This window comes from Rathayibacter sp. AY1D2, from assembly GCF_002932695.1.
Classification (GTDB): Bacteria; Actinomycetota; Actinomycetes; order Actinomycetales; family Microbacteriaceae; genus Rathayibacter.
In genome coordinates, this window is the sequence record NZ_PSVX01000018.1 from 26,795 (window position 1) to 44,480 (window position 17,686).

The window sequence follows — 17,686 nt, forward strand, 5'->3', positions numbered from 1 at the left end:
CGGGTGGGCCGGCCCCGGTCGCTCCGGGGGAGTGGTGCCGCGTCGAGGAGGACGCCGGGCGACCGGTGGTGCTGAGCGACTAGAACTTGCGGTCGGGCAGCGCGGTGGTGGCGGCCTCGGGCGAGTCGAAGGTCTCGCTCGGGACGACGATCGAGGACTCGACCTTCTCGCCGGCCAGGGTCTTCTCGACCGCGTCGAGGGCGGTCTCGCCGAACAGCGGGTTGTACTCGGCGACGAAGCTCAGCTCGCCGTCGGCCAGCGCCTGCAGGGCGTTCTTGGTGCCGTCGATCGTGGCGATCTTGACGTCGGTGCCGGGGGTGAGGCCGGCCTCCTGGACGGCCTGGACAGCGCCGAGGCCCATCTCGTCGTTCTGTGCGAAGACCAGCTGGACGTCGTTGTTGTTCGACTTCAGGACGGTCTCGAAGACGCTCTTGGCCTCTTCGGTGGACCAGTTCGCGGTCTGCGCGCCGATCTTGGTGAACTTCGAGTCGGCGCCGATGACCTCGTCCCAGCCTTCGTTGCGCTCGTTGACGACCGAGACGCCCGCGGGGCCCTCGAGCGTGAAGTACTTCGCGCCGCTCGGGAAGGTGGTCTTGGCCCAGTCGGCGACCGAGGTGCTGACCGCGATGTTGTCCGGCGCGATGCGGGTCACGTAGAGGTCGGTGTTGTCCGGCTCGATGCCGCGGTCGATCAGGATGACCGGGATCTCGGCCTCCTGGGCGCGCTCGAGCGAGTCCTCCCAGCCGGAGCCCTCCGTGGCGGAGAGCAGGATGATGTCGACGCCCTCGTCCACGAAGGAGGTGAAGGAGTCGATCTGCGACTTCTGGTCTCCGTTGGTGGCGGGTGCGTACTTCAGGTCGAAGCCGGCGTCCTTGGTGAACGTGTCCTCGATGTTGGTCTCGTTCGCCTGGCGCCACGCGCCCTCGGGGCCGACGGCCACGAAGCCGACGGTGGTGAGGTCACCGCTCGAGCCGGAGCCCGAATCGGTGCCGGAACCGCCCGAGCAGCCCGCGAGTCCGAACGCGAGTGCGCCGACTGCTGCGAAACCCAGGAACTGGCCGATACGCCTCGTCTTGGACATAGATCTCCTCCTTGAGATCGCGGGCACGAAGAGAGTGCCCGAGATGGTGGACCCCGAAGGGCCTCGAATGCGGGCCTAGCGGCCCGAGGTGCGGTGAGTGCAGGATGTGCAGTGGGCGCCGGCCGAAGCAGCGCCACGACGAAATGTTACCGTGAACAATTCTTGTGACGCAACAGCACGGCGGTGCGCTTCGGTAACGATCCGGTCGCGGGGCCCGCAGGGCCCGATGGCAACCCTCTGCCCGGTGGTCGGGCCCGGGAGTAGCTTCCCTGGCCATGATGCTCCCTCGATCGCGCTCCGTCCCCGCGACGGCCGCGACGGCGGCTCTCGTGCTCGCGCTCTGCGGATGCTCCGCGGACGGCACGGCGGCCCGCCGCGCGGCCGACGCCTTCCTCTCCGCGCTCGCCGACGGCGACGGCCGCGCGGCGTGCGCGCTGCTCACCGGCTCCGCCCGCGAGGCCGTGGAGGACCGGGAGGGCGACTGCCCCGGCGGCGTGCTGGAGCTCGGGATCGCGGAAGACGGAGCAGGGGACGCCGAGGTCTACGGCCGGGCGGCGATCGTGCGCTCCGGCGGCACCGTGGTGTTCCTCACTCCGGGCGACGACGGCTGGCTGGTGCGCGCGGCCGGCTGCGCGCCGGTGGCGGACGCGCCCTTCGACTGCGTCCTGGACGGGAGCTGACGTGCGCACTGCCTCCGCCCTGTACTACGCCGTGATCGTGCTCGGCCTGATCGGGTTCTTCGCCGTCGGGATCCTCGGGAGGTGAGCCGGATGCGCCGCTTCCTGCGCCAGAACGGACTCTCGCTGTTCTTCCTCGCGATCTTCCTGCTCGCTCTCCTCGGGCAGTCGTTCGCCGGGCTCGCCGCGTACAACGACACCCAGGTCGCGGTGGGGCTGCGGGAGGTCGGCTACTGGCGCTTCGTCACCTCCTCCGACTTCGCGATCGACGTCGCCGAGAACTGGCAGTCGGAGTACCTCCAGTTCTTCCTCTACATCGGCGCGACCGTCTGGCTCGTGCAGCGCGGCTCGCCCGAGTCGAAGCGGGTGGGCGAGGAGGGCCTCGAGACCGACGAGCAGCAGAAGGCGGGGGCGTCCGCGGAGGACGACTCGCCGCCCTCGGCGTCCGCCGGCGGCCTGCGGCAGGCGCTGTTCTCGCACTCGCTGCTGCTGGTGATGGGGGCGGTGTTCCTGCTGTCCTGGGCGGCGCAGTCGGTGACGGGCGTCGTGGCCTACAACGAGGAGCAGCTGACGAGCCTGGAGGCGCCCGTCGACTGGCTCGGCTACGTCTCCTCCGCCGACTTCTGGAACCGGACGCTCCAGAACTGGCAGTCGGAGTTCCTCGCGGTGGGCAGCATGGCGGCGCTCGCCGTGTTCCTGCGCGAGCGCGGGTCGAGCGAGTCGAAGAAGGTGGGCGATCCGCACGGACGGACGGGGATCTGAGTGGTCAGGGTGCGTCGGATCGGACGCGGATCTCGTCGCCCTCGAGGGCGAACCGCAGGGACGTGCCGATCGGGAACCGCTCGCGCAGGGCCTCCGGCGCCGCCGACGTCACGGTGAACTGCGCGACCGCGGGGAACGCTCCGGCCGTGCAGCCCTGGAAGAACAGGCCGTCCTGTGGCTCGGCGGTCCGCACGATGGAGAGGCACGAGCCGGCGCTCGAGGAGCGGCGCTGCCGGACGACGGTGAGCCCCGTGTCGGCGGGCAGGCTCTGCCGCACGACGGTGAGCCCGCCGAAGTCCTCGGTGGTGACCGATCCGTCGAACCCCAGTCCCTCCCAGCCGGGGAGGTCGGTGCCGTTCGACAGCGGCAGCACGGCGACCTCGCGGCCGGGCTGTCCGTCCTCGGCGGTGGCGAGGCGGGTGGCCCCCGCGGCGACGGCGGCCGTCGCGGCCAGCGCGGCGAGGAGGAGGAGGCCGCACCGACGGGAGCGGCGGGGCGGGACGTGGCCGAGGGGGTCGGACGCCTCGTCGGCGGAGGCGTCCGCGAGAGGTGCCGCGTCCTCCGGCGCCGCGTCCCCGGAGTCCGCGGGAACCACCGCGCCCGGCAGTGCGGTGCCGAGGGCGGGACGGACGCGGGCCTCGAGCGCGGAGAGCCGGGCGAGCGCGCCGGGGTCCCGCTCGATGTCGGAGCCTCGGCCGTAGGCGCGCCGCTGCAGCTCCGCGAGCTCGTCCGGTCGCTGATCGTCCACCCCCGGATCCTCGCAGGCCCGGCGCCCGAGCGGGACCCGCCGGCGCGCCGAGGTCCTGGCGGTCGAGCAGCCCGGACGGCTCATCGAGACCCGGTGGACGGTGCGGCCGCTCGGCCGGCGGGGGAGGTCAGTCGTCGTCGTCGAGGTCGTCGTCGCGGTCGGCGGCGATCATCTCGACGATCGTGTCGACGGTGAGCCAGGGGCCGTTGCTGACCTCGCCGATCTTCTCGCGGTCCTTGAAGACGACGATGCGGTCGCTGAGGCGCACCACCTCCTCCAGCTCGGACGAGATGTAGACGACGGTCACCCCCTCCTTCGCGAGCTGCGCGATGTGCGCCTGGATCTCGACCTTCGATGCCACGTCGATCCCGCGCGCCGGCTCGTCGAGCACGAGCAGCCGCGGACGGGTCGCGAGCCACCGCGCGAGGACCACCTTCTGCTGGTTGCCTCCGGAGAGGTACTTCACCGGGATGTCCGGGTCGGCCGGCGAGATGTTCAGCGCCTCGACGTAGGTGCGCACCAGGGTGTCGGTCTCGGCGGCCGAGAGCGGGTGCGCCCAGCCGCGCAGAGCCTGCAGGCCCAGCACGAGGTTCTCGCGGAGGGAGAGGTCGCCGATGATCCCGTCCTCGCGGCGGTTCTCGCTCGAGTGGGCGATGCGGTGGCGCAGGCCCGACACCGGGTCGGAGATGTGCGCGGGCTGGCCGTCGATCAGCACCTCGCCGGTGTCCGGCTTCTCGACCCCGCTCACCAGCGACGCCAGCTCGGTGCGCCCCGAGCCGCGCAGGCCCGCGAAGCCCACGATCTCGCCGCGGTGCAGCTCCAGATCGGTCGGGCCCACGGCGCCGCGGCGGCCGATCCCGTGCGCGCGGTAGATCGCCGGGCCGACCGGCTGGCGGCGGTGCTCGCGGCGGTCGGAGCCGATCTGCCGCAGCGCGTCGATGTCCTTGCCGATCATCTTCGCGATCAGCTCCGCGCGGTCCATGGTGTGCGCCGGGTACTCGCCGACGGTGCCGCCGTCGCGGAGCACCGTCAGCCGGTCGCTGAGGGTGAGGACCTGCTCGAGGAAGTGCGAGACGAACAGGATCGCGACGCCCTGGTCGCGCAGCCTCCGCAGCACCGTGAAGAGGCGGGCCACGTCGCTGAGGTCGAGGCTGGAGGTGGGCTCGTCGAGCACGAGCACGCGCGGACGGTCGACCATCGCGCGGCTGATCGCGACCAGCTGGCGGATCGCCGGCGAGAGCGAGCGCAGCGGCAGGTGCGGATCGAGGTCCTCCAGGCCCAGCTCGGCGAGCATCTCGGCCGCGCGGTGGTGGGTGCGCGACCAGGAGATGCCGAAGCGGCCGCGGACCTCGTGGCCGAGCATCACGTTCTCGCCGATGCTGAGGTTGTCGGTGAGGCGCTCGTCCTGGAACACGGCCGTGATGCCCGCTGCCTTCGCCTCCGCCGGGCCGCTGAAGCGCCGGGCGACGCCGTCGACGAGGATCTCGCCCGCGTCGGGCTGGTGGATGCCGGTGAGCGTCTTGATCAGCGTGGACTTGCCCGCGCCGTTCTCGCCCATCAGCCCGTGGATCTCGCCCGGCACCAGCCGCAGGTTCCCGTCCTTCAGAGCGGGTCCGGAGGCGAAGGAGACGCGGATGCCGGTCATCTCGACGACGGGTGCCGCGGAGCTCCGGGTCGTCCTCGATGAGATCGCCACGTGCCGTCCTCGGTTCGTGTGCGGCGCGCCGTCAGGGTCCGGCGTGCCAGGGGCTGCCGCCGATGATACGCGAGCGCATGCGGCGGGACGGGAACAGGAGGGTCACGATCGGGGAGCGGCCGTGGAGGAGCGGATCACCAGCTCCGTGGGGATCCGGGTGCGCTGCGGGATCTCCTGGCCGCGGATCCTCGCGTGGATCACCTCGGCGACCGTCGTCCCGAGCTTGTCGAAGTCCTGGCGGACCGTCGTCAGCGGCGGGAGGAAGTGGCGGGCGGTGGGCAGGTCGTCGAAGCCGACGATGCTCATGTCCTCGGGCACGCGGATCCCGCGCTCGACGAGGCCGTGGATCACTCCGAGCGCCATCTCGTCGTTCGCGACGACCATCGCGGTGAAGTCGGGCACCGACTGCAGGCTCGCGGCGAAGTCGTACCCGGAGTCCGGGGTCCAGTCGCCGATGACGATGGGGCGCTCGTGCATCCCCCACGACTTCGCGCGGCTGTGGAAGGCGCGCTCGCGGGCGCGCGCGTCGAGCCAGTCGAGGGGGCCGGAGAGGTGCAGCACGTCGCGGTGGCCGAGGTTGCCCAGGTGGTCGACGGCCTGGAACATGCCGGCCTGCTGGTCGACCGAGACGGTGAGGAAGCTCGGATCCTTGTCGCTCTTCACCACGAGCGTCGGCACGCCGATCTCGACGGTGCGGAGGGTCGCCACGGAGGAGGAGCGCGGCGCGATCACGCAGAGCGCGTCGATCCCGAGGCCCATCAGGTGGGCGATCGCGTCGGTGGGGGTCATCTCGAGGTCCGGCCGCAGCGCGACGGAGGTGATCGAGTACCCCTTCTCGCGGGCGGCGCGCTCGATCGCGCGGAGGGTGCTCGACGGCCCGTACTCGGCGCCGCTCTCGATCATCACGCCGATGCGGTCGGTGCGCTGCGTGACGAGGGAGCGGGCGGCGATGTTCGGCCGGTAGTTGAGCTCGTCGACCGCTTCGAGGACCTTCTGGCGGGTCGACTCCTTGATGTTGGGGTGCCCGCTGAGCACGCGCGACACGGTCATGTGCGAGACGCCCGCGACCGCCGCGACATGGCGGAGGTTCGGCCGATCGGCCATGAGAGGACCTCCTCCGCTCCCCGGGCGGGTGAGCCGCGCCACCCCGGCGCGGACGAGGCTCAGAGGGCTCGGCTGCCGGGGGTGGCACCAGCATAGTCAGGCGGGGCCGACCTCCCGGTGGGCGCCTCCTGAGCGGGCGGGCATCGTCCGTTCCGCTGCCGGATCCGCCGTGGCGCGGGGCGGGCGGGACCGTCCCGGTCGCGTCGCTCTCACTGCGGTCCTCGATGATCGAGGGGGCTCCGGCGCCCCTGCCGCCGGGGAGCTCCGTGAAGCGGAGGACATGCGGTTCCCTGCTGCGCTCGATGTCGCGGAGGCACGAATCGACTGTCGACTCCGCGTTCGGAGACTCGGAGTAGAAGCTCTTCTCGAGATAGCACTCGTACGGGCCGTGCTCACGAGCGATGACATGAGCCGTACGGCTGCGGAGAACGATCTCGGCACGGGCCAGTCGAGCACGCAGGCTCTGCCGCAGCGCTTCATCTGCGTCGCAGACCGCTCGGACGTCCTCGAACGAGACTCCGTCCGCGAACGAGTCGTCCCCGTCGTGCGGAGCCCGCTGGAAGTAGCGGGCGTACCCGGAGAAGCGGTAGTAGTTCTGCGCGGCCAGGTAGCTCGTGCAGGCCTCCCCGTCGGCGATGCCGAGCCCGCGGTCACGGAGGAGCTGGACCTGCTGCTTCCACGACAGGCTCGGTTTCCGTGCCATCGCAGTACCTCGGTGCCGAAGAAAAAGGCCCCTCCCATGTGAGCATCGCGGAGAGGCTTGGGAGGGGGTCGATCGGATCGAATCTACCAGGCGTCCCTCAGCCGTGGTCCCTGCGGCGCCACTCGACCAGCAGGTGGCACGAGTGCTGATCGGACCATCGCCGCAGGACGGAGAGGGCCGACCGCCGCGGCGCCGAACGCTGCGGGTCTTCGAAGGCGCGGGGCGGGCGAGTACTCTCGGGAGCCTCATGGCACGCGACAACGAACCGACCGTCACCCTCACCGATCCGCTCGAGGAGCGCCTGCGCGCGCAGGTCGCCCGCGAGGGGGAGCGCAACGTCGCTCTGCGATCCGCGGCCCTGCTCACCGGCGGGTACGAGGGCGAGTCCTTCCTCCTCACCGTGGGCGGCGAGCACGCCGACGGGATCCTCAAGGGAGCGCCCTCCCTCTACTGGCCCGAGCTCTGGGGCGCCCGCGCGCTCCTCTACGTCTGGGACGACGACGCCGCCGACGCGGTGACCGCCGGACTCGCGAACCCCTCCTGGCGCGTCCGCGAGATGTGCGCCCGCGTCTGCGCCGAGCGCGTGCTGGGCGGGCAGAAGAAGCTGTCCCGCCTGACCACCGATGAGCACCCCCGGGTCCGCGCGGCCGGAGCGCGCGCTCTCGTGGCGGCCGCTCTGGCGGGGATCTCCTCCGGTCGCGACGCGAAGGGCGAGTTCGCGGCGAGCGTCGAGGCCGTCCTGACGGGCATGCTCCGCGACCCGGACCGCGACGTCCGCCGCGCCGCGCAGCAGTCGGCCGACGCGCTGCGGGACGCCCGCTCGGCCTGAGCGGACCGTCCGCCGGCGGTCGAGGCGTCGCGAAGGGCTGCCTCCCGGCTCCGATGACGACCGTTCGTGACGCCTCGGAGCCCCGGGGGCTCAGCCGACCAGGTGCGTCGCGCGCTCGAAGGCGCGCTTCAGCTCGTCGCGCTTGCGAGGCTGACTCATCGCCCGCTGGCCGGGGCTCCACGAGTCGATGACCGTCGGGCCGTCGACCAGGTACGGCTCGATGTTCTTCTTCCAGCCGCTGGTCGGCGCGGTCCCGGCGTTGACGACGACCCGCAGGTCGGGGAGCAGCGGCAGGAGCCGGCGCAGCTCCATCGCGCCCTGCCGCACCTCGTCCGCATCGGGGACGCCGTTGAGCTGCCACGGCACGATGTTCCAGACCAGGGTGCGGGCGTGCAGTCCGACCTCGTCGCGGAGGGTCCAGGTCGAAGCGGCGGTCGCGTCGTCGTTGTCGACCGAGACGAAGCCGGAGCCGTCGGGGCCGGTCGACATCGGTCCCGGGGCCTCCAGCACGATGAGCGCGCGCGCCTCGACGCCGGCCTCGGCCGGGTCGAAGTCGGGCACCACGGCACCCGGATGCCTGCGGGTGCGCCGGGCGAGGAGCTCCTCGCGGAACGCCCGGAGGGGCTGCACCGAGGGCTCGTCCTCGAGCAGGGCCCGGCGCTCGTCGAGGGCGGAGCGGTCGCGGAAGCCGTACGGCTCGGTCAGGAACACCCTCCGAGGCTAGTCGCGATCCGCCCAGCCGCGGGAGGCGGGCCTGCGGGCGCCCTCCTGGGTGACCCCGCCAGGGCCTGGCTCGCGCCGCCCCCGGCTCCTACGGTCTGACTGCAGTCGAGAATCTGGACCGGAGGGGGTCACCGTGTCGGACGAGCCGTCAGTGAGCATCGGGGTTCCGTACGTCGAAGGGGGGTCGTCGCCGCAGGTGCTGGACGTGTACAGCAGGTCGGTGTCCCCGGCCGGGGACGCCGCTCGGCCGGCCGTCGTGCTGATCCACGGCGGCGGGTGGTTCCGGGGGGACAAGAGCAAGGAGCGGGCGCTCGCGACGATGCTGGTCGACGCCGGCTACCTCGTGTTCGCGGCGGACTACCGCGAGGCTCCGGACTCGGTCTTCCCGGCCAGCAGGGACGACGTGCTCGCCGCGGAGCGGTGGGCGGTCGCGTGCGAGTGGGCGTTCGACCGGAGCAGGCTGGCGTTCTTCGGCGGATCGGCGGGCGGGAACCTGGTCGTGGAGGCCGCGATCGCCACCGGTCGGCCCGCCGTCAGCTGGTCGGGGATGTTCGACCTCCTCGGCATCGTCGAGGCGACCGACGACCTCCCGGCCACGCCGACGACGCAGGACCTCGACGCCATGAAGAGCGCCGACATCAACCAGACCGGCCGGAACGACGCCTTCCTGCGCTGGACGATCCTCAACGAGGTCGGGGGCGACCGCGGGCTACTCACCGCCGCCTCCACGACGCGCCACGCCTCCCCGGACGGCGGGCCGGTGTTCCTGGCCAACTCGCTCGGCGAGTTCGTCCCCGTGAGCGACGCGCAGGCCATGCAGGCGGCGCTCTCCGCGGTCGGAGTCGCCAGCACGCTGCAGCTGATCCCGGGCACCCGTCACGCCGAGGGGTACACGGAGGCGGCCATCGGCCCCTCGCTCGCCTTCCTCCGCGACGCCCTCCCGCCGGCCCGAGCATGACGACGACGGAGTTCGCCGGAGTCGGAAACGTCTTCTACTTCGTCGACGACCTCGACGCCGCGATCGCCTGGTACTCGGCGCGGCTCGGGCGCGAGCCCGTCGTCCGCGGCGGGGCGCTCGTGGCCTACGACCTGGACGGCACCCGCCTGACGCTGCACGAGCGGGACGAGCTGAACCGGCCCGGACCCGACGGCACGAGCCCGTACTGGACGGTCCCCGACGTCGACGCCGTCGTCGCCGACTGGACGGCGAACGGCGCCGTCGCCCACCGCGGTCCGAAGACGGTGTTCACGGGGGAGCGGCTGTGCCAGCTGCTGGACCCGTTCGGCAACCTCTTCTCGGTGCGGCAGGCCGTGCCCCGTGACTGAGGACGTCGCTCCGGCTCCTGCCGCCCCGGCGCAGACGTCCGCGCCGGCGCAGCCGTCGGCCTGGGCGCCCATGGCGATCACCGCCTTCCGCGTGCTGTGGTTCGCCCAGCTGGGCAGCAACATCGGCACCTGGATGCAGACCGTCGGAGCCCAGTGGTACCTGGTCGAGGCGGCCGCAGGCGCGGCGGTCGTCGCGCTCGTGCAGACGGCGAGCCTGGCGCCCTCGATCCTCGTCGCCCTCCCCGCGGGCGTGCTGGCCGACTCGCTCGACCGGCGGCGGCTGCTCATCTGGGGGTCGTCGGCCAGCGCGCTGCTGGCGGCGGCTCTGACGGTCGTGGCGGCGGTCGGCGCGCTGACGCCGTGGACGATCCTGGCCTTCACCTTCCTCCTCGGCATCACCTCCACCCTGACCTCGCCCGCCTGGCAGGCGATCCAGCCGGAGCTCGTGCCCCGGAACCTGATCGCGGCGTCGTCGGCCCTCGGCGGGGTGACGGTGAACGGCGCCCGCGCGGTCGGCCCGGCCCTGGCGGGAGTCGTCCTCTCGGCGTTCGGCGCTCCGGTGGTCTTCGGCATCAACGCCCTGAGCTTCATCGGCGCCGTGCTCGCTCTGCTCTGGTGGAAGCGGCCCGCGCAGACCGGCCTCGACGACCGCGAGCAGTTCGGCGCCGCGCTGAAGGGAGGGATCCGGTACGTCGCCTCCGCGCACCTCGTCCGCCGGATCCTCCTCCGCTCCGCGCTCTTCGCCCTGCCCGCCAGTGCGCTCTGGGCGCTGCTGCCGCTCACCGCGAAGCGCCTCCAGCTCGACTCCAGCGGCTACGGCTTCCTCCTCGGGGCCCTCGGTGCGGGTGCCGTGCTCGGCGTCTTCGCCCTGCCGCTCGCCCGCCGGAAGCTCTCGGACGACGTCGTGATCGGGGCGAGCGCCGTGCTGTTCGCGGCGGGGACGCTCGCGGCGGCCTTCCTGCCCCTCGTACCGGCGCTGCTGCTGCTGGTCCTCGCGGGGCTGGCCTGGATCGGCACCCTCACCGTGCTGAACGCGGCGCTGCAGCTCACGCTGCCGCAGTGGGTGCGGTCCCGCGGAGCCTCGATCTACATCCTGGTCTTCATGGGGACCATGGCGGTCGGCTCGATCGGCTGGGGCCTGGCCGCGCAGGTGCTCGGCACCGCGCCCGCGTACGCCGCGGCGGCCGCTCTGCTCCTCCTCGTGGCGGCCAGCGTGCGGGTGCTGCCCCTGCTGCCGGGGACGGGCACCGTCGACCGCAGCATCTCGATGTCGTGGCCGACGCCCACGCAGGTGTTCGAGCCGGAGCCGACGGACGGGCCGGTGATGGTGCAGATCTCGTGGACGGTCCGCCCCGACTCCCTCGCGGACTTCCGATCGGCCATGCGGCTGCTGGAGAGCTCCCGCCGCCGGACCGGCGCCTCGCGCTGGGCGCTCTACCGGAGCGGGGAGGAGGCCGACGTGCAGCTGGAGACGTTCATGGTGCCCTCGTGGGGCGAGTTCCGGCGGCAGGAGACCCAGCGGCTCACCGGCCGCGACCGCGAGATCCGCGCGGCGGCGCTCACCCACGCCGACGGCGATCCCGTCGAGCGGCACTTCTTCCCGAGCGCGACGCCCTCCTCCTGAGAGCGGGAGCGGCGGCGAGCCGTCCCCGTGATCGTCGAGACGCCGGCCTGCGAGCGGTGTCCCGGCGGCGCGCGGACGCCTCGGCGCGTCTCGGGCGCGAGGGCGGAGGTACGCCGCGGTCAGCCGCCGACGGTGGAGCCGAAGCCGGACTTGCCGGAGGAGCCGAAGCCGCCCGAGAGGGTCGCCTTCGAGCCGACGGTCGAGCCCGCCGGCGCGCGCTGCACGACGTCGGGCTGGGTCGCTCCGCGGGCCGCGAAGCCACCGGACGCGACGGGCGCCCAGCTGGTCGCCCGCGTCGAGTTCCAGCGCGAGGACGCGAAGATCAGCGGGCCGAGCCAGAAGCCGCCGGCGTAGTGCCCGCGGTACTCGTCGGTGGCCTCGCACAGCTGCTCGGGGTCGTCGCCGACCTCCTCGCCCTGCGCCTGGAGCTGGGCGATCTGCTCCCGCACGTCGGCGAGGCAGTCCTCACGGCTCGCGTAGACGGGGCGCTCGGCGTTCTCGGGGATGACGTAGTCCTGGCCGTCGGCTCCCGTGGCGACGACGCCGTCGGTCGAGGGGCCGCCGTTCGCGAGGGCCACAGCGAGGCCGACCGCGCCGACCGCGACCGCGCCGCCGATGAGCAGGCCGCGGCGGTTCTTCGCGATGCCGCTGATGCCGACGCTCCGGGAGCGGTGGGGAGCGGTGCGGGTGGGGCCGTCGCCGCGGCCGGTGCCGCCGCTCGAGCCTCCGCTCGGCGTGCCGGAGCCCGCCGCGGGCTCGCGGCTGCCCCAGTCGTTCCCGGAGTTCGGCGTCCCGGAATCGCCGGGGGTGCGGTCGTCGTCCGTCATCGGGTCTCCTCGTCCTGCGGGCGGGCCGCGCGGGTGTCCTGCGGCCGGTCGTGCTCGGGGGCGCCGTACTCGGGCGCGGGGGTGCCGGGCGCGGGAGCGCCGTAGGCGGGGGTGGCGCCGTGCCCGGGGCGGGAGGCGGCCGACGCGGCGTCCGCGTCCGTCGCGGCCCCGTCGCTCCGTCCGCCCTCGATGTAGTGGGGGACGAACTCCGCCAGGTCGCCGGTGATCAGGCCGCTCGTCTCGCGCACGTCGATGCCGGCCGGGGTCTCGCCGACGATCCAGCTGCCGATGACGACGGTCTTCCCGTCGACCCGGGCCAGCTCGGCGCGCTCCTGGTGGATGAAGCCCTCGGCGCCGTAGCTCCCGCCGTTCTCGGCGACGACCGAGCCGTCGGCGTCGAGGACCGTCACGTTGGCGCCCTCCCGGCCCAGGCGCGGCTTGCGCACCTGGGCGGTGCCGGGCAGCGGATGCACGGAGGCGGGCAGCAGGTTCGGGTGGCCGCGGAACATCTCCCACAGCACCACCAGCAGCTGCTTGTTGCTGAGCAGGAGCTTCCACGCCGGCTCGACCCAGCGGGTGCGCTCGCGCCGGTCGAGGAGGAGGCCGCCGAACTGCTCGCCGAGCATCCACTCCCACGGGTACAGCTTGAAGACGTGGCGGATCGGCTCGCCGTCGCCGTCGAGGAAGCCGGCGCCGTCGAGCTCGTAGCGGATGTCCTCGACGAAGATCAGCTTGGGGTCGAAGCCGGCCTGCGCCGCGGTCTCGGCCATGTAGGCGACGGTGTCGGCGTCCTCGACGATCAGCTCGCCGTCTCCGGAGTCGTGCAGCGACGCGAGGTGCAGCCGGGCGCCCTCGTCGAGGCTCCAGCGCTCGAGGCGGAGGTGGCGCCACTGCTCGACGAGCTGCTCGTGCAGGCTGTTGAACTGGTCGGCGTCGGGACCCTTCGTCTCGACGAGCCACTGCCACTGGGCCGCGGCGGTCTCGACCAGCGAGGTCGGGGTGTCGGCGTTGAACTCGAGCAGCTTCACCGCGCCCGCGCCGTCGTAGGCGAGATCGAAGCGGCCGTAGACCGTGGGGTCGTCCTCGTCCCACGAGGTGCGCACCAGCTCGTGGAAGCGGGGCGGGATGCCGAACTCGGCGAAGCGGCCCTTCCGCACCACGAGCTCGCACGCCTCCATGCAGAGGTCGAACAGCTCCGAGGTCGTGCGCTCGAGCAGGTCGATCTCGGCGGGCTCGAAGGAGTAGGCCGCGGACTCGTTCCAGTAGGGGCGGCCGCCCTCGGAGGGGAGGTCGTAGAAGCTGAAGCCGATCTCGTCGCAGCGGGCTCGCCAGTCCGGTCGCGGAGTGAGGGTGTGTCTGCGCATGATGTCCGGCAAGTGTAGGTCGGGCGTCCGCGTGAGGGCAGGGGGTGGCGCCGTCCTCCGCGCTAGCCTCGACGGGAGCGAAAGGCCGTGCCATGACCGCACCCCTCCCGCTCGCGGGCGTCCGCGTCCTCGAGCTCGGCAACTTCATCGCGGCGCCCACGGCTGGCCGGCTGCTCGCCGACTTCGGTGCCGAGGTGATCAAGGTGGAGCGGCCCGGCACGGGGGACGAGCTGCGCCGCTGGCGGCTGCACGAGGGGTCCGAGACCTCGCTCCTCTTCCACACGATCAACCGCAACAAGCGCTCGATCGCGCTCGACCTGCGCACGGACGAGGGGCGCGACGCCGTCCGCCGCCTGGTCGCCGAGTGCGACGTGGTGCTCGAGAACTTCCGGCCCGGCACGCTCGAGCGCTGGGGGATCGGGCCGGACGTGCTCGACGAGGCCCGGCCCGGCATCGTGATCGGCCGCATCTCCGCGTTCGGGCAGACCGGCCCGCTGTCGGCCCGGCCCGGGTTCGCGGCGGTCGCGGAGGCGATGGGCGGGTTCCGCGAGCTGGTCGGCGACCCGGACCGGCCGCCCGTGCGCGTCGGCGTCTCGATCGGCGACTCGATCGCCGGGCTGTACGCGGGCTACGGAGTGATGATGGCGCTGTTCCAGCGCGAGACCCGCCGCTCCGCGGGGCTGGATCCGGCACCGCTGGCGGAGCGGGTCGTCGACGTGGCGCTGCACGAGGCGATGTTCTCGATGACGGAGTCGCTGATCCCCGACTTCCAGGCGCACGGCATCGTCCGGGAGCGCGTAGGCGGGCGGATGGAGGGCATCGCCCCGACCAACGCCTACACCTGCGCCGACGGGGCGAGCATCGTGATCGCGGGGAACGCGGACGCGATCTTCCAGCGGCTGATGGCGGTGATCGGCCGCGCCGACCTGGGCGAGGACCCGGCGCTCGCCTCGAACGAGCAGCGCTGGGCCCGGCGCGACGAGCTGGACGCGGTGATCGGCGCGTGGACGGCGGGCCGCACCGCCGCCGAGGCGCTCGCGGTCCTCGACGACGAGGGCGTCCCCTCCGGCCCGATCTACACGGCCGCCGACATCAGCGCGAGCGAGCAGTACGCGGCGCGCGACATGATCCAGGCCTTCGACGTCGAGGACGCCGGCGGCACTCTGCGCGGCGTGGGCTTCCCGGGGATCGTGCCGGTGCTCGGCGGCCGCTCCCTCCCCATCCGCTCGCTCGCGCCCGACCTGGGCCAGGACACCGAGGAGGTGCTGGGGATGCTCCGGCGCAACGGTCCCGCTGCTCCCTCCGCCGGCGGGGCTCCTGCCGCTCCCTCGGCCGCCGCTGCCGAGGAGGCCGGCCGGTGACCGCGCTCGCCTCCGCGCGCCTTCGAGACGTCACCCTCCGCGACGGCCTGCAGCTCACCGGCAAGCTCCTGACGACCGAGCGCAAGGTCGACCTCGCGCGCACGCTGCTCGCCGCGGGAGTGCCCGAGCTCGAGATCGGCTCGCTCGCGCGCGGCGACCTCGTCCCTCCGATGGCCGACACCCTCGACGTGATCGCCGCGCTCACTCCCGAGGAGCTGGAGCGGTGCTGGGTGTGGGTCGCGACTCCGCGCCACGTCGAGCGTGCGGCCGCCGCGGGGGCGCGCCGCTTCCAGTACTGCTTCTCGGCGTCCGACTCGCACAACCTCGCCAACGTCGGCAGGCCGACCGAGGCGAGCCTGGCCGCGATGCCGGAGGCGGTCGCGCTCGCCGAGAGCGTCGGCGGGCGGATCCAGCTGTGCATCGCCACCTCGTTCACCTGCCCGTTCGAGGGCCCGGTCGACCCGGAGCGCGTGCTCGCGATCGCGCGTGACCCGCGAGCGGCGGGAGCGGCCGACGTGGTCGTCTGCGACACGCTCGGTCAGGCGCACGCCGGCCAGGTGGCGTCGCTCGTCTCGCGCGTGGCCGCGGAGACCCCGCCCCGCGAGATCGTGTTCCACGGCCACGACACCTGGGGCTCGGGCGTCGCGAACGCGATCGCCGCCGTGCAGGCCGGGGCCGCGGTGGTCGACGGCGCGCTCGGCGGCCTCGGCGGCTGCCCCTTCGCACCGGGCGCCAGCGGCAACACGGCGACCGAGGACCTCCTGTTCGCCCTGCGCCCCGACTGGTTCACGCCCGGCGCGCTCGCGGTCCTCGTCGGCGAGTCGGAGGCGCTGCTCGCCGAGCTCGGCGAGCCCGGCCGCTCGAAGGCCGCGCAGGGCGCCCGCTCGAACGCCCCCGCCTTCCCCTGGGCGCTCTGAGCGGATCGTCCCCCGCTCGTCGGTCCGAAGCGTCACGAACGGCCGCCTCCCGCCGCGGAGGACGACCGTTCGCGACGCCTCGACAGCGTCGTGCGGGTCAGCGCGCGAGCAGCGCGCCGAGGCGTGTGCGCTCGGCGCGGAGGACGTCGACCAGGAGGGACCCCTCTGGCGCGGCGAGCCAGCGCTCCAGGGCGAGGTCGAAGAGGGCGGAGGCCGCGAGGGCGGCGAGGGCCGCGTCCCCCGGCGCGACTCCGGCGTCGACGAGAGCGGCGCGCATGCTCTCGGCGAGGGCGGCCGACTTCAGGAGCTCGCGCTCGCGCAGCTGCGGCTCGGAGCGCACGACGGCGCGGCGGGCGGCGATCGGAGCGCGCCAGGTCTGGAGGTCGCCCGAGGCGGCTGCCTCGAGGCCGTGCATCACGAGGTCCATCGGCGCGAGGCCGGCGGGGGCGCCGGCGAGCAGGCGGCTGACGATCTCGGGGAACTCGCGCTCGCGGAGGAAGAGGACGTCGCGCTTGTCGGCGAAGTGGCGGAAGAAGGTGCGGGTGGTGAGCCCGGCGCGCTCCGCGATCGCGGGGACGGTGGTGCCCGCGTAGCCGTGCTCGGCGAAGAGCTCCATCGCCGCCTGCTCGAGGCGGAGGGCGGCGTCGGGAGCCCAGCGTGACATCCGCCCAGGATAGCTGACGACACGACGTGTCATCAGGAGTAGGGTGACGACACGTCCTGCCATCACTTCCGACTGGAGCCGCCCGTGCCCGAGAACGCCGCCGCCCTGCTGACCGCCCCGCGGGCCGACCTCGTCGTCCGCCCCGCTCCGATGCCCGTCCCCGGTCCGGGGGAGGTCCTGCTGCGCAACCGCGCCCTGGCCGTGAACCCGGTCGACGAGATGAAGCAGTGGACGGGCGATCTGATGTTCCGGTGGGTGCCGTACCCGGCGGTGCTCGGGGAGGACGTGGCGGGAGTGGTCGAGGCGGTCGGCCCTGGAGTGACGCGCTTCGCCGTCGGCGACCGGGTCGTCGCGTACGCGGTCGGGATGGAGCGCGGGCGGCGGAACCGCGACGAGGGCGCCTTCCAGGAGTACACGGTCGTGCGCGAGGACCTGGCGGCGCCGATCCCCGACCGGCTGGGCTTCGAGGAGGCGGCGGTGCTGCCGCTCGCGGTCTCGACGGCGGCGACGGCGCTGTTCCAGCGGGACCACCTCGCCCTGCTGCACCCGAGCGTCCCGGTCCGGCCGACGGGCAGGACGGTCGTGGTCTGGGGCGGGACGACGAGCGTGGGGAGCAACGCGATCCAGCTCGCCGTCGCCTCCGGGCACCGCGTGGCGACGACCGCGTCCCCCCGCAACCACGAGCGGATGCGCGAGCTGGGCGCCGAGATCGTGCTCGACTACCGCAGCCCCACCGTCGTCGCCGACCTGGTGGCGGCGCTCGCGGGCCATGAGGTCGCGGGGGTGCTCGCGATCGGGACGGGCTCCGGTGCTCCGTCGGTGGCGGTGGCCGCGGGCACCGGAGCGCGACGGGTCGCCCTGGCCAGCCCCTCCGTCTCGTTCGGCTCGCTCCCGCGCCGGCGCGGTGTCAGCGCCGCCTTCGCGCGGACGATGCTTTGCCTGGTCGGCGGCACCGCGGCGCTGCAGATCGCGGCCCGTCGCCGCGGCATCCGCGCCCGCTTCGTCTGGGGCGGCTCGCTGATGACGAACGAGGTGGGGCCGATGCTGTGGCGCGACCACCTGCCGGCGGCGCTCGCCGAGGGCCGTCACGTCTGCGCCCCGGCGCCCGAGGTGGTGGGTGAGGGGCTCGCCGCGCTGCAGCCGGCCCTCGACCGGCTGCACGAGGGTGTGTCGGCGGTGAAGCTGGTCGTCCGCCTCTGAGGGGCGGGTCGCCGCCGCCTGCCCCGCCGTGCCGCGGACCGGCCGCTCCGCCCGCAGCCGCTCCGCCCGAGCCGTGCCGC

17 protein-coding genes and 1 pseudogene are annotated in these 17,686 nt (G+C 73.5%); 9 read left to right on the top strand and 9 right to left on the bottom strand.

From position 1 onward, the window contains the following. Positions 1–79 precede the first annotated feature (79 nt). Positions 80–1,081, bottom strand: coding sequence for an ABC transporter substrate-binding protein (locus C5D04_RS06545; RefSeq protein WP_104257728.1), 1,002 nt, complete (start codon positions 1,079–1,081; stop codon positions 80–82). A 275-nt stretch (positions 1,082–1,356) separates the two neighbouring features. Here C5D04_RS06545 and C5D04_RS06550 point away from each other — a divergent pair, with 275 nt between their 5' ends. Next, positions 1,357–1,761 carry a hypothetical protein gene (locus C5D04_RS06550; protein WP_104257729.1) on the top strand — a complete coding sequence of 135 codons (405 nt, stop codon included), beginning with the start codon at positions 1,357–1,359 and terminating at the stop codon, positions 1,759–1,761. 90 nt (positions 1,762–1,851) lie between these two features. After that, positions 1,852–2,520, top strand: coding sequence for a DUF6766 family protein (locus tag C5D04_RS06555; RefSeq protein WP_104347437.1), 669 nt, complete (start codon positions 1,852–1,854; stop codon positions 2,518–2,520). A 4-nt stretch (positions 2,521–2,524) separates the two neighbouring features. Here the strand turns inward: C5D04_RS06555 and C5D04_RS06560 are convergent, their stop codons facing one another. From C5D04_RS06560 to C5D04_RS18860, 4 genes and pseudogenes are all read right to left on the bottom strand, one after another. Further along, positions 2,525–3,268 carry a hypothetical protein gene (locus C5D04_RS06560; RefSeq protein WP_104257731.1) on the bottom strand — a complete coding sequence of 248 codons (744 nt, stop codon included), beginning with the start codon at positions 3,266–3,268 and terminating at the stop codon, positions 2,525–2,527. 127 nt (positions 3,269–3,395) lie between these two features. Beyond that, positions 3,396–4,913 carry a sugar ABC transporter ATP-binding protein gene (locus C5D04_RS06565; protein WP_104227030.1) on the bottom strand — a complete coding sequence of 506 codons (1,518 nt, stop codon included), beginning with the start codon at positions 4,911–4,913 and terminating at the stop codon, positions 3,396–3,398. Positions 4,914–5,066: 153 nt separating this feature from the next. Further along, positions 5,067–6,068 carry a LacI family DNA-binding transcriptional regulator gene (locus C5D04_RS06570; protein WP_104222399.1) on the bottom strand — a complete coding sequence of 334 codons (1,002 nt, stop codon included), beginning with the start codon at positions 6,066–6,068 and terminating at the stop codon, positions 5,067–5,069. A 304-nt stretch (positions 6,069–6,372) separates the two neighbouring features. Further along, positions 6,373–7,020 (bottom strand): annotated as a pseudogene (locus tag C5D04_RS18860) (Abi family protein); the annotation flags it as partial. On the opposite strand from C5D04_RS18860, the gene C5D04_RS06580 reads away from it, so the two are divergent. Further along, entirely contained in the window at positions 7,019–7,600 is a 582-nt protein-coding gene (locus C5D04_RS06580; RefSeq protein ID WP_244230570.1) for a HEAT repeat domain-containing protein, read from the top strand. The pseudogene C5D04_RS18860 and the gene C5D04_RS06580 sit on opposite strands and share 2 nt — an antisense overlap. 90 nt (positions 7,601–7,690) lie before the next feature. Here the strand turns inward: C5D04_RS06580 and C5D04_RS06585 are convergent, their stop codons facing one another. Next, positions 7,691–8,311, bottom strand: coding sequence for a hypothetical protein (locus tag C5D04_RS06585; RefSeq protein ID WP_104347438.1), 621 nt, complete (start codon positions 8,309–8,311; stop codon positions 7,691–7,693). Positions 8,312–8,543: 232 nt separating this feature from the next. On the opposite strand from C5D04_RS06585, the gene C5D04_RS06590 reads away from it, so the two are divergent. The 3 genes from C5D04_RS06590 to C5D04_RS06600 are packed head-to-tail and all read left to right on the top strand — an operon-like array spanning position 8,544 to position 11,273. Next, positions 8,544–9,281, top strand: a complete 738-nt coding sequence (locus C5D04_RS06590; protein ID WP_181137679.1) for an alpha/beta hydrolase — start codon at positions 8,544–8,546, stop codon at positions 9,279–9,281. After that, entirely contained in the window at positions 9,278–9,649 is a 372-nt protein-coding gene (locus tag C5D04_RS06595; RefSeq protein ID WP_104250023.1) for a VOC family protein, read from the top strand. The genes C5D04_RS06590 and C5D04_RS06595 overlap by 4 nt, the downstream gene beginning before the upstream one ends. Next, positions 9,642–11,273, top strand: a complete 1,632-nt coding sequence (locus C5D04_RS06600; protein ID WP_258068852.1) for an MFS transporter — start codon at positions 9,642–9,644, stop codon at positions 11,271–11,273. Before C5D04_RS06595 ends, C5D04_RS06600 begins: the two co-directional genes overlap by 8 nt. A 119-nt stretch (positions 11,274–11,392) precedes the next feature. On the opposite strand, the gene C5D04_RS06605 is transcribed toward C5D04_RS06600, so the two are convergent. Both C5D04_RS06605 and C5D04_RS06610 read right to left on the bottom strand, forming a co-directional pair. Beyond that, positions 11,393–12,100, bottom strand: coding sequence for a hypothetical protein (locus C5D04_RS06605; protein ID WP_104273952.1), 708 nt, complete (start codon positions 12,098–12,100; stop codon positions 11,393–11,395). Then, positions 12,097–13,464, bottom strand: a complete 1,368-nt coding sequence (locus tag C5D04_RS06610; RefSeq protein WP_146082835.1) for a glutathionylspermidine synthase family protein — start codon at positions 13,462–13,464, stop codon at positions 12,097–12,099. The genes C5D04_RS06605 and C5D04_RS06610 overlap by 4 nt, the downstream gene beginning before the upstream one ends. 92 nt (positions 13,465–13,556) lie before the next feature. Between C5D04_RS06610 and C5D04_RS06615 the strand changes: the two genes are divergently transcribed. Together C5D04_RS06615 and C5D04_RS06620 are read left to right on the top strand one after the other, a co-directional pair. Then, a complete protein-coding gene (locus tag C5D04_RS06615; RefSeq protein WP_104347441.1) occupies positions 13,557–14,825 on the top strand; it encodes a CaiB/BaiF CoA-transferase family protein in 1,269 nt (422 codons plus the stop codon). Next, entirely contained in the window at positions 14,822–15,742 is a 921-nt protein-coding gene (locus C5D04_RS06620; protein ID WP_104288155.1) for a hydroxymethylglutaryl-CoA lyase, read from the top strand. The genes C5D04_RS06615 and C5D04_RS06620 overlap by 4 nt, the downstream gene beginning before the upstream one ends. Positions 15,743–15,839: 97 nt before the next feature. On the opposite strand, the gene C5D04_RS06625 is transcribed toward C5D04_RS06620, so the two are convergent. Next, positions 15,840–16,406: a TetR/AcrR family transcriptional regulator gene (locus C5D04_RS06625; RefSeq protein WP_181137680.1), complete on the bottom strand. Its 567-nt coding sequence runs from the start codon at positions 16,404–16,406 to the stop codon at positions 15,840–15,842. Between the two features lie 84 nt (positions 16,407–16,490). Here C5D04_RS06625 and C5D04_RS06630 point away from each other — a divergent pair, with 84 nt between their 5' ends. After that, positions 16,491–17,606 (top strand): zinc-binding alcohol dehydrogenase family protein, encoded by a 1,116-nt coding sequence (locus C5D04_RS06630; protein WP_104347443.1) that lies wholly within the window; start codon positions 16,491–16,493, stop codon positions 17,604–17,606. The last annotated feature ends 80 nt before the right edge of the window (positions 17,607–17,686 follow it).

Coding starts and splice junctions, on each gene's coding strand:
- C5D04_RS06545 (WP_104257728.1), bottom strand. CDS start 1,081: ATGTCCAAGACGAGGCGTATCGGCCAGTTCCTGGGTTTCGCAGCAGTC.
- C5D04_RS06550 (WP_104257729.1), top strand. CDS start 1,357: ATGATGCTCCCTCGATCGCGCTCCGTCCCCGCGACGGCCGCGACGGCG.
- C5D04_RS06555 (WP_104347437.1), top strand. CDS start 1,852: ATGCGCCGCTTCCTGCGCCAGAACGGACTCTCGCTGTTCTTCCTCGCG.
- C5D04_RS06565 (WP_104227030.1), bottom strand. CDS start 4,913: ATGACCGGCATCCGCGTCTCCTTCGCCTCCGGACCCGCTCTGAAGGAC.
- C5D04_RS06570 (WP_104222399.1), bottom strand. CDS start 6,068: ATGGCCGATCGGCCGAACCTCCGCCATGTCGCGGCGGTCGCGGGCGTC.
- C5D04_RS06580 (WP_244230570.1), top strand. CDS start 7,019: ATGGCACGCGACAACGAACCGACCGTCACCCTCACCGATCCGCTCGAG.
- C5D04_RS06595 (WP_104250023.1), top strand. CDS start 9,278: ATGACGACGACGGAGTTCGCCGGAGTCGGAAACGTCTTCTACTTCGTC.
- C5D04_RS06605 (WP_104273952.1), bottom strand. CDS start 12,100: ATGACGGACGACGACCGCACCCCCGGCGATTCCGGGACGCCGAACTCC.
- C5D04_RS06610 (WP_146082835.1), bottom strand. CDS start 13,464: ATGCGCAGACACACCCTCACTCCGCGACCGGACTGGCGAGCCCGCTGC.
- C5D04_RS06615 (WP_104347441.1), top strand. CDS start 13,557: ATGACCGCACCCCTCCCGCTCGCGGGCGTCCGCGTCCTCGAGCTCGGC.
- C5D04_RS06625 (WP_181137680.1), bottom strand. CDS start 16,406: ATGTCACGCTGGGCTCCCGACGCCGCCCTCCGCCTCGAGCAGGCGGCG.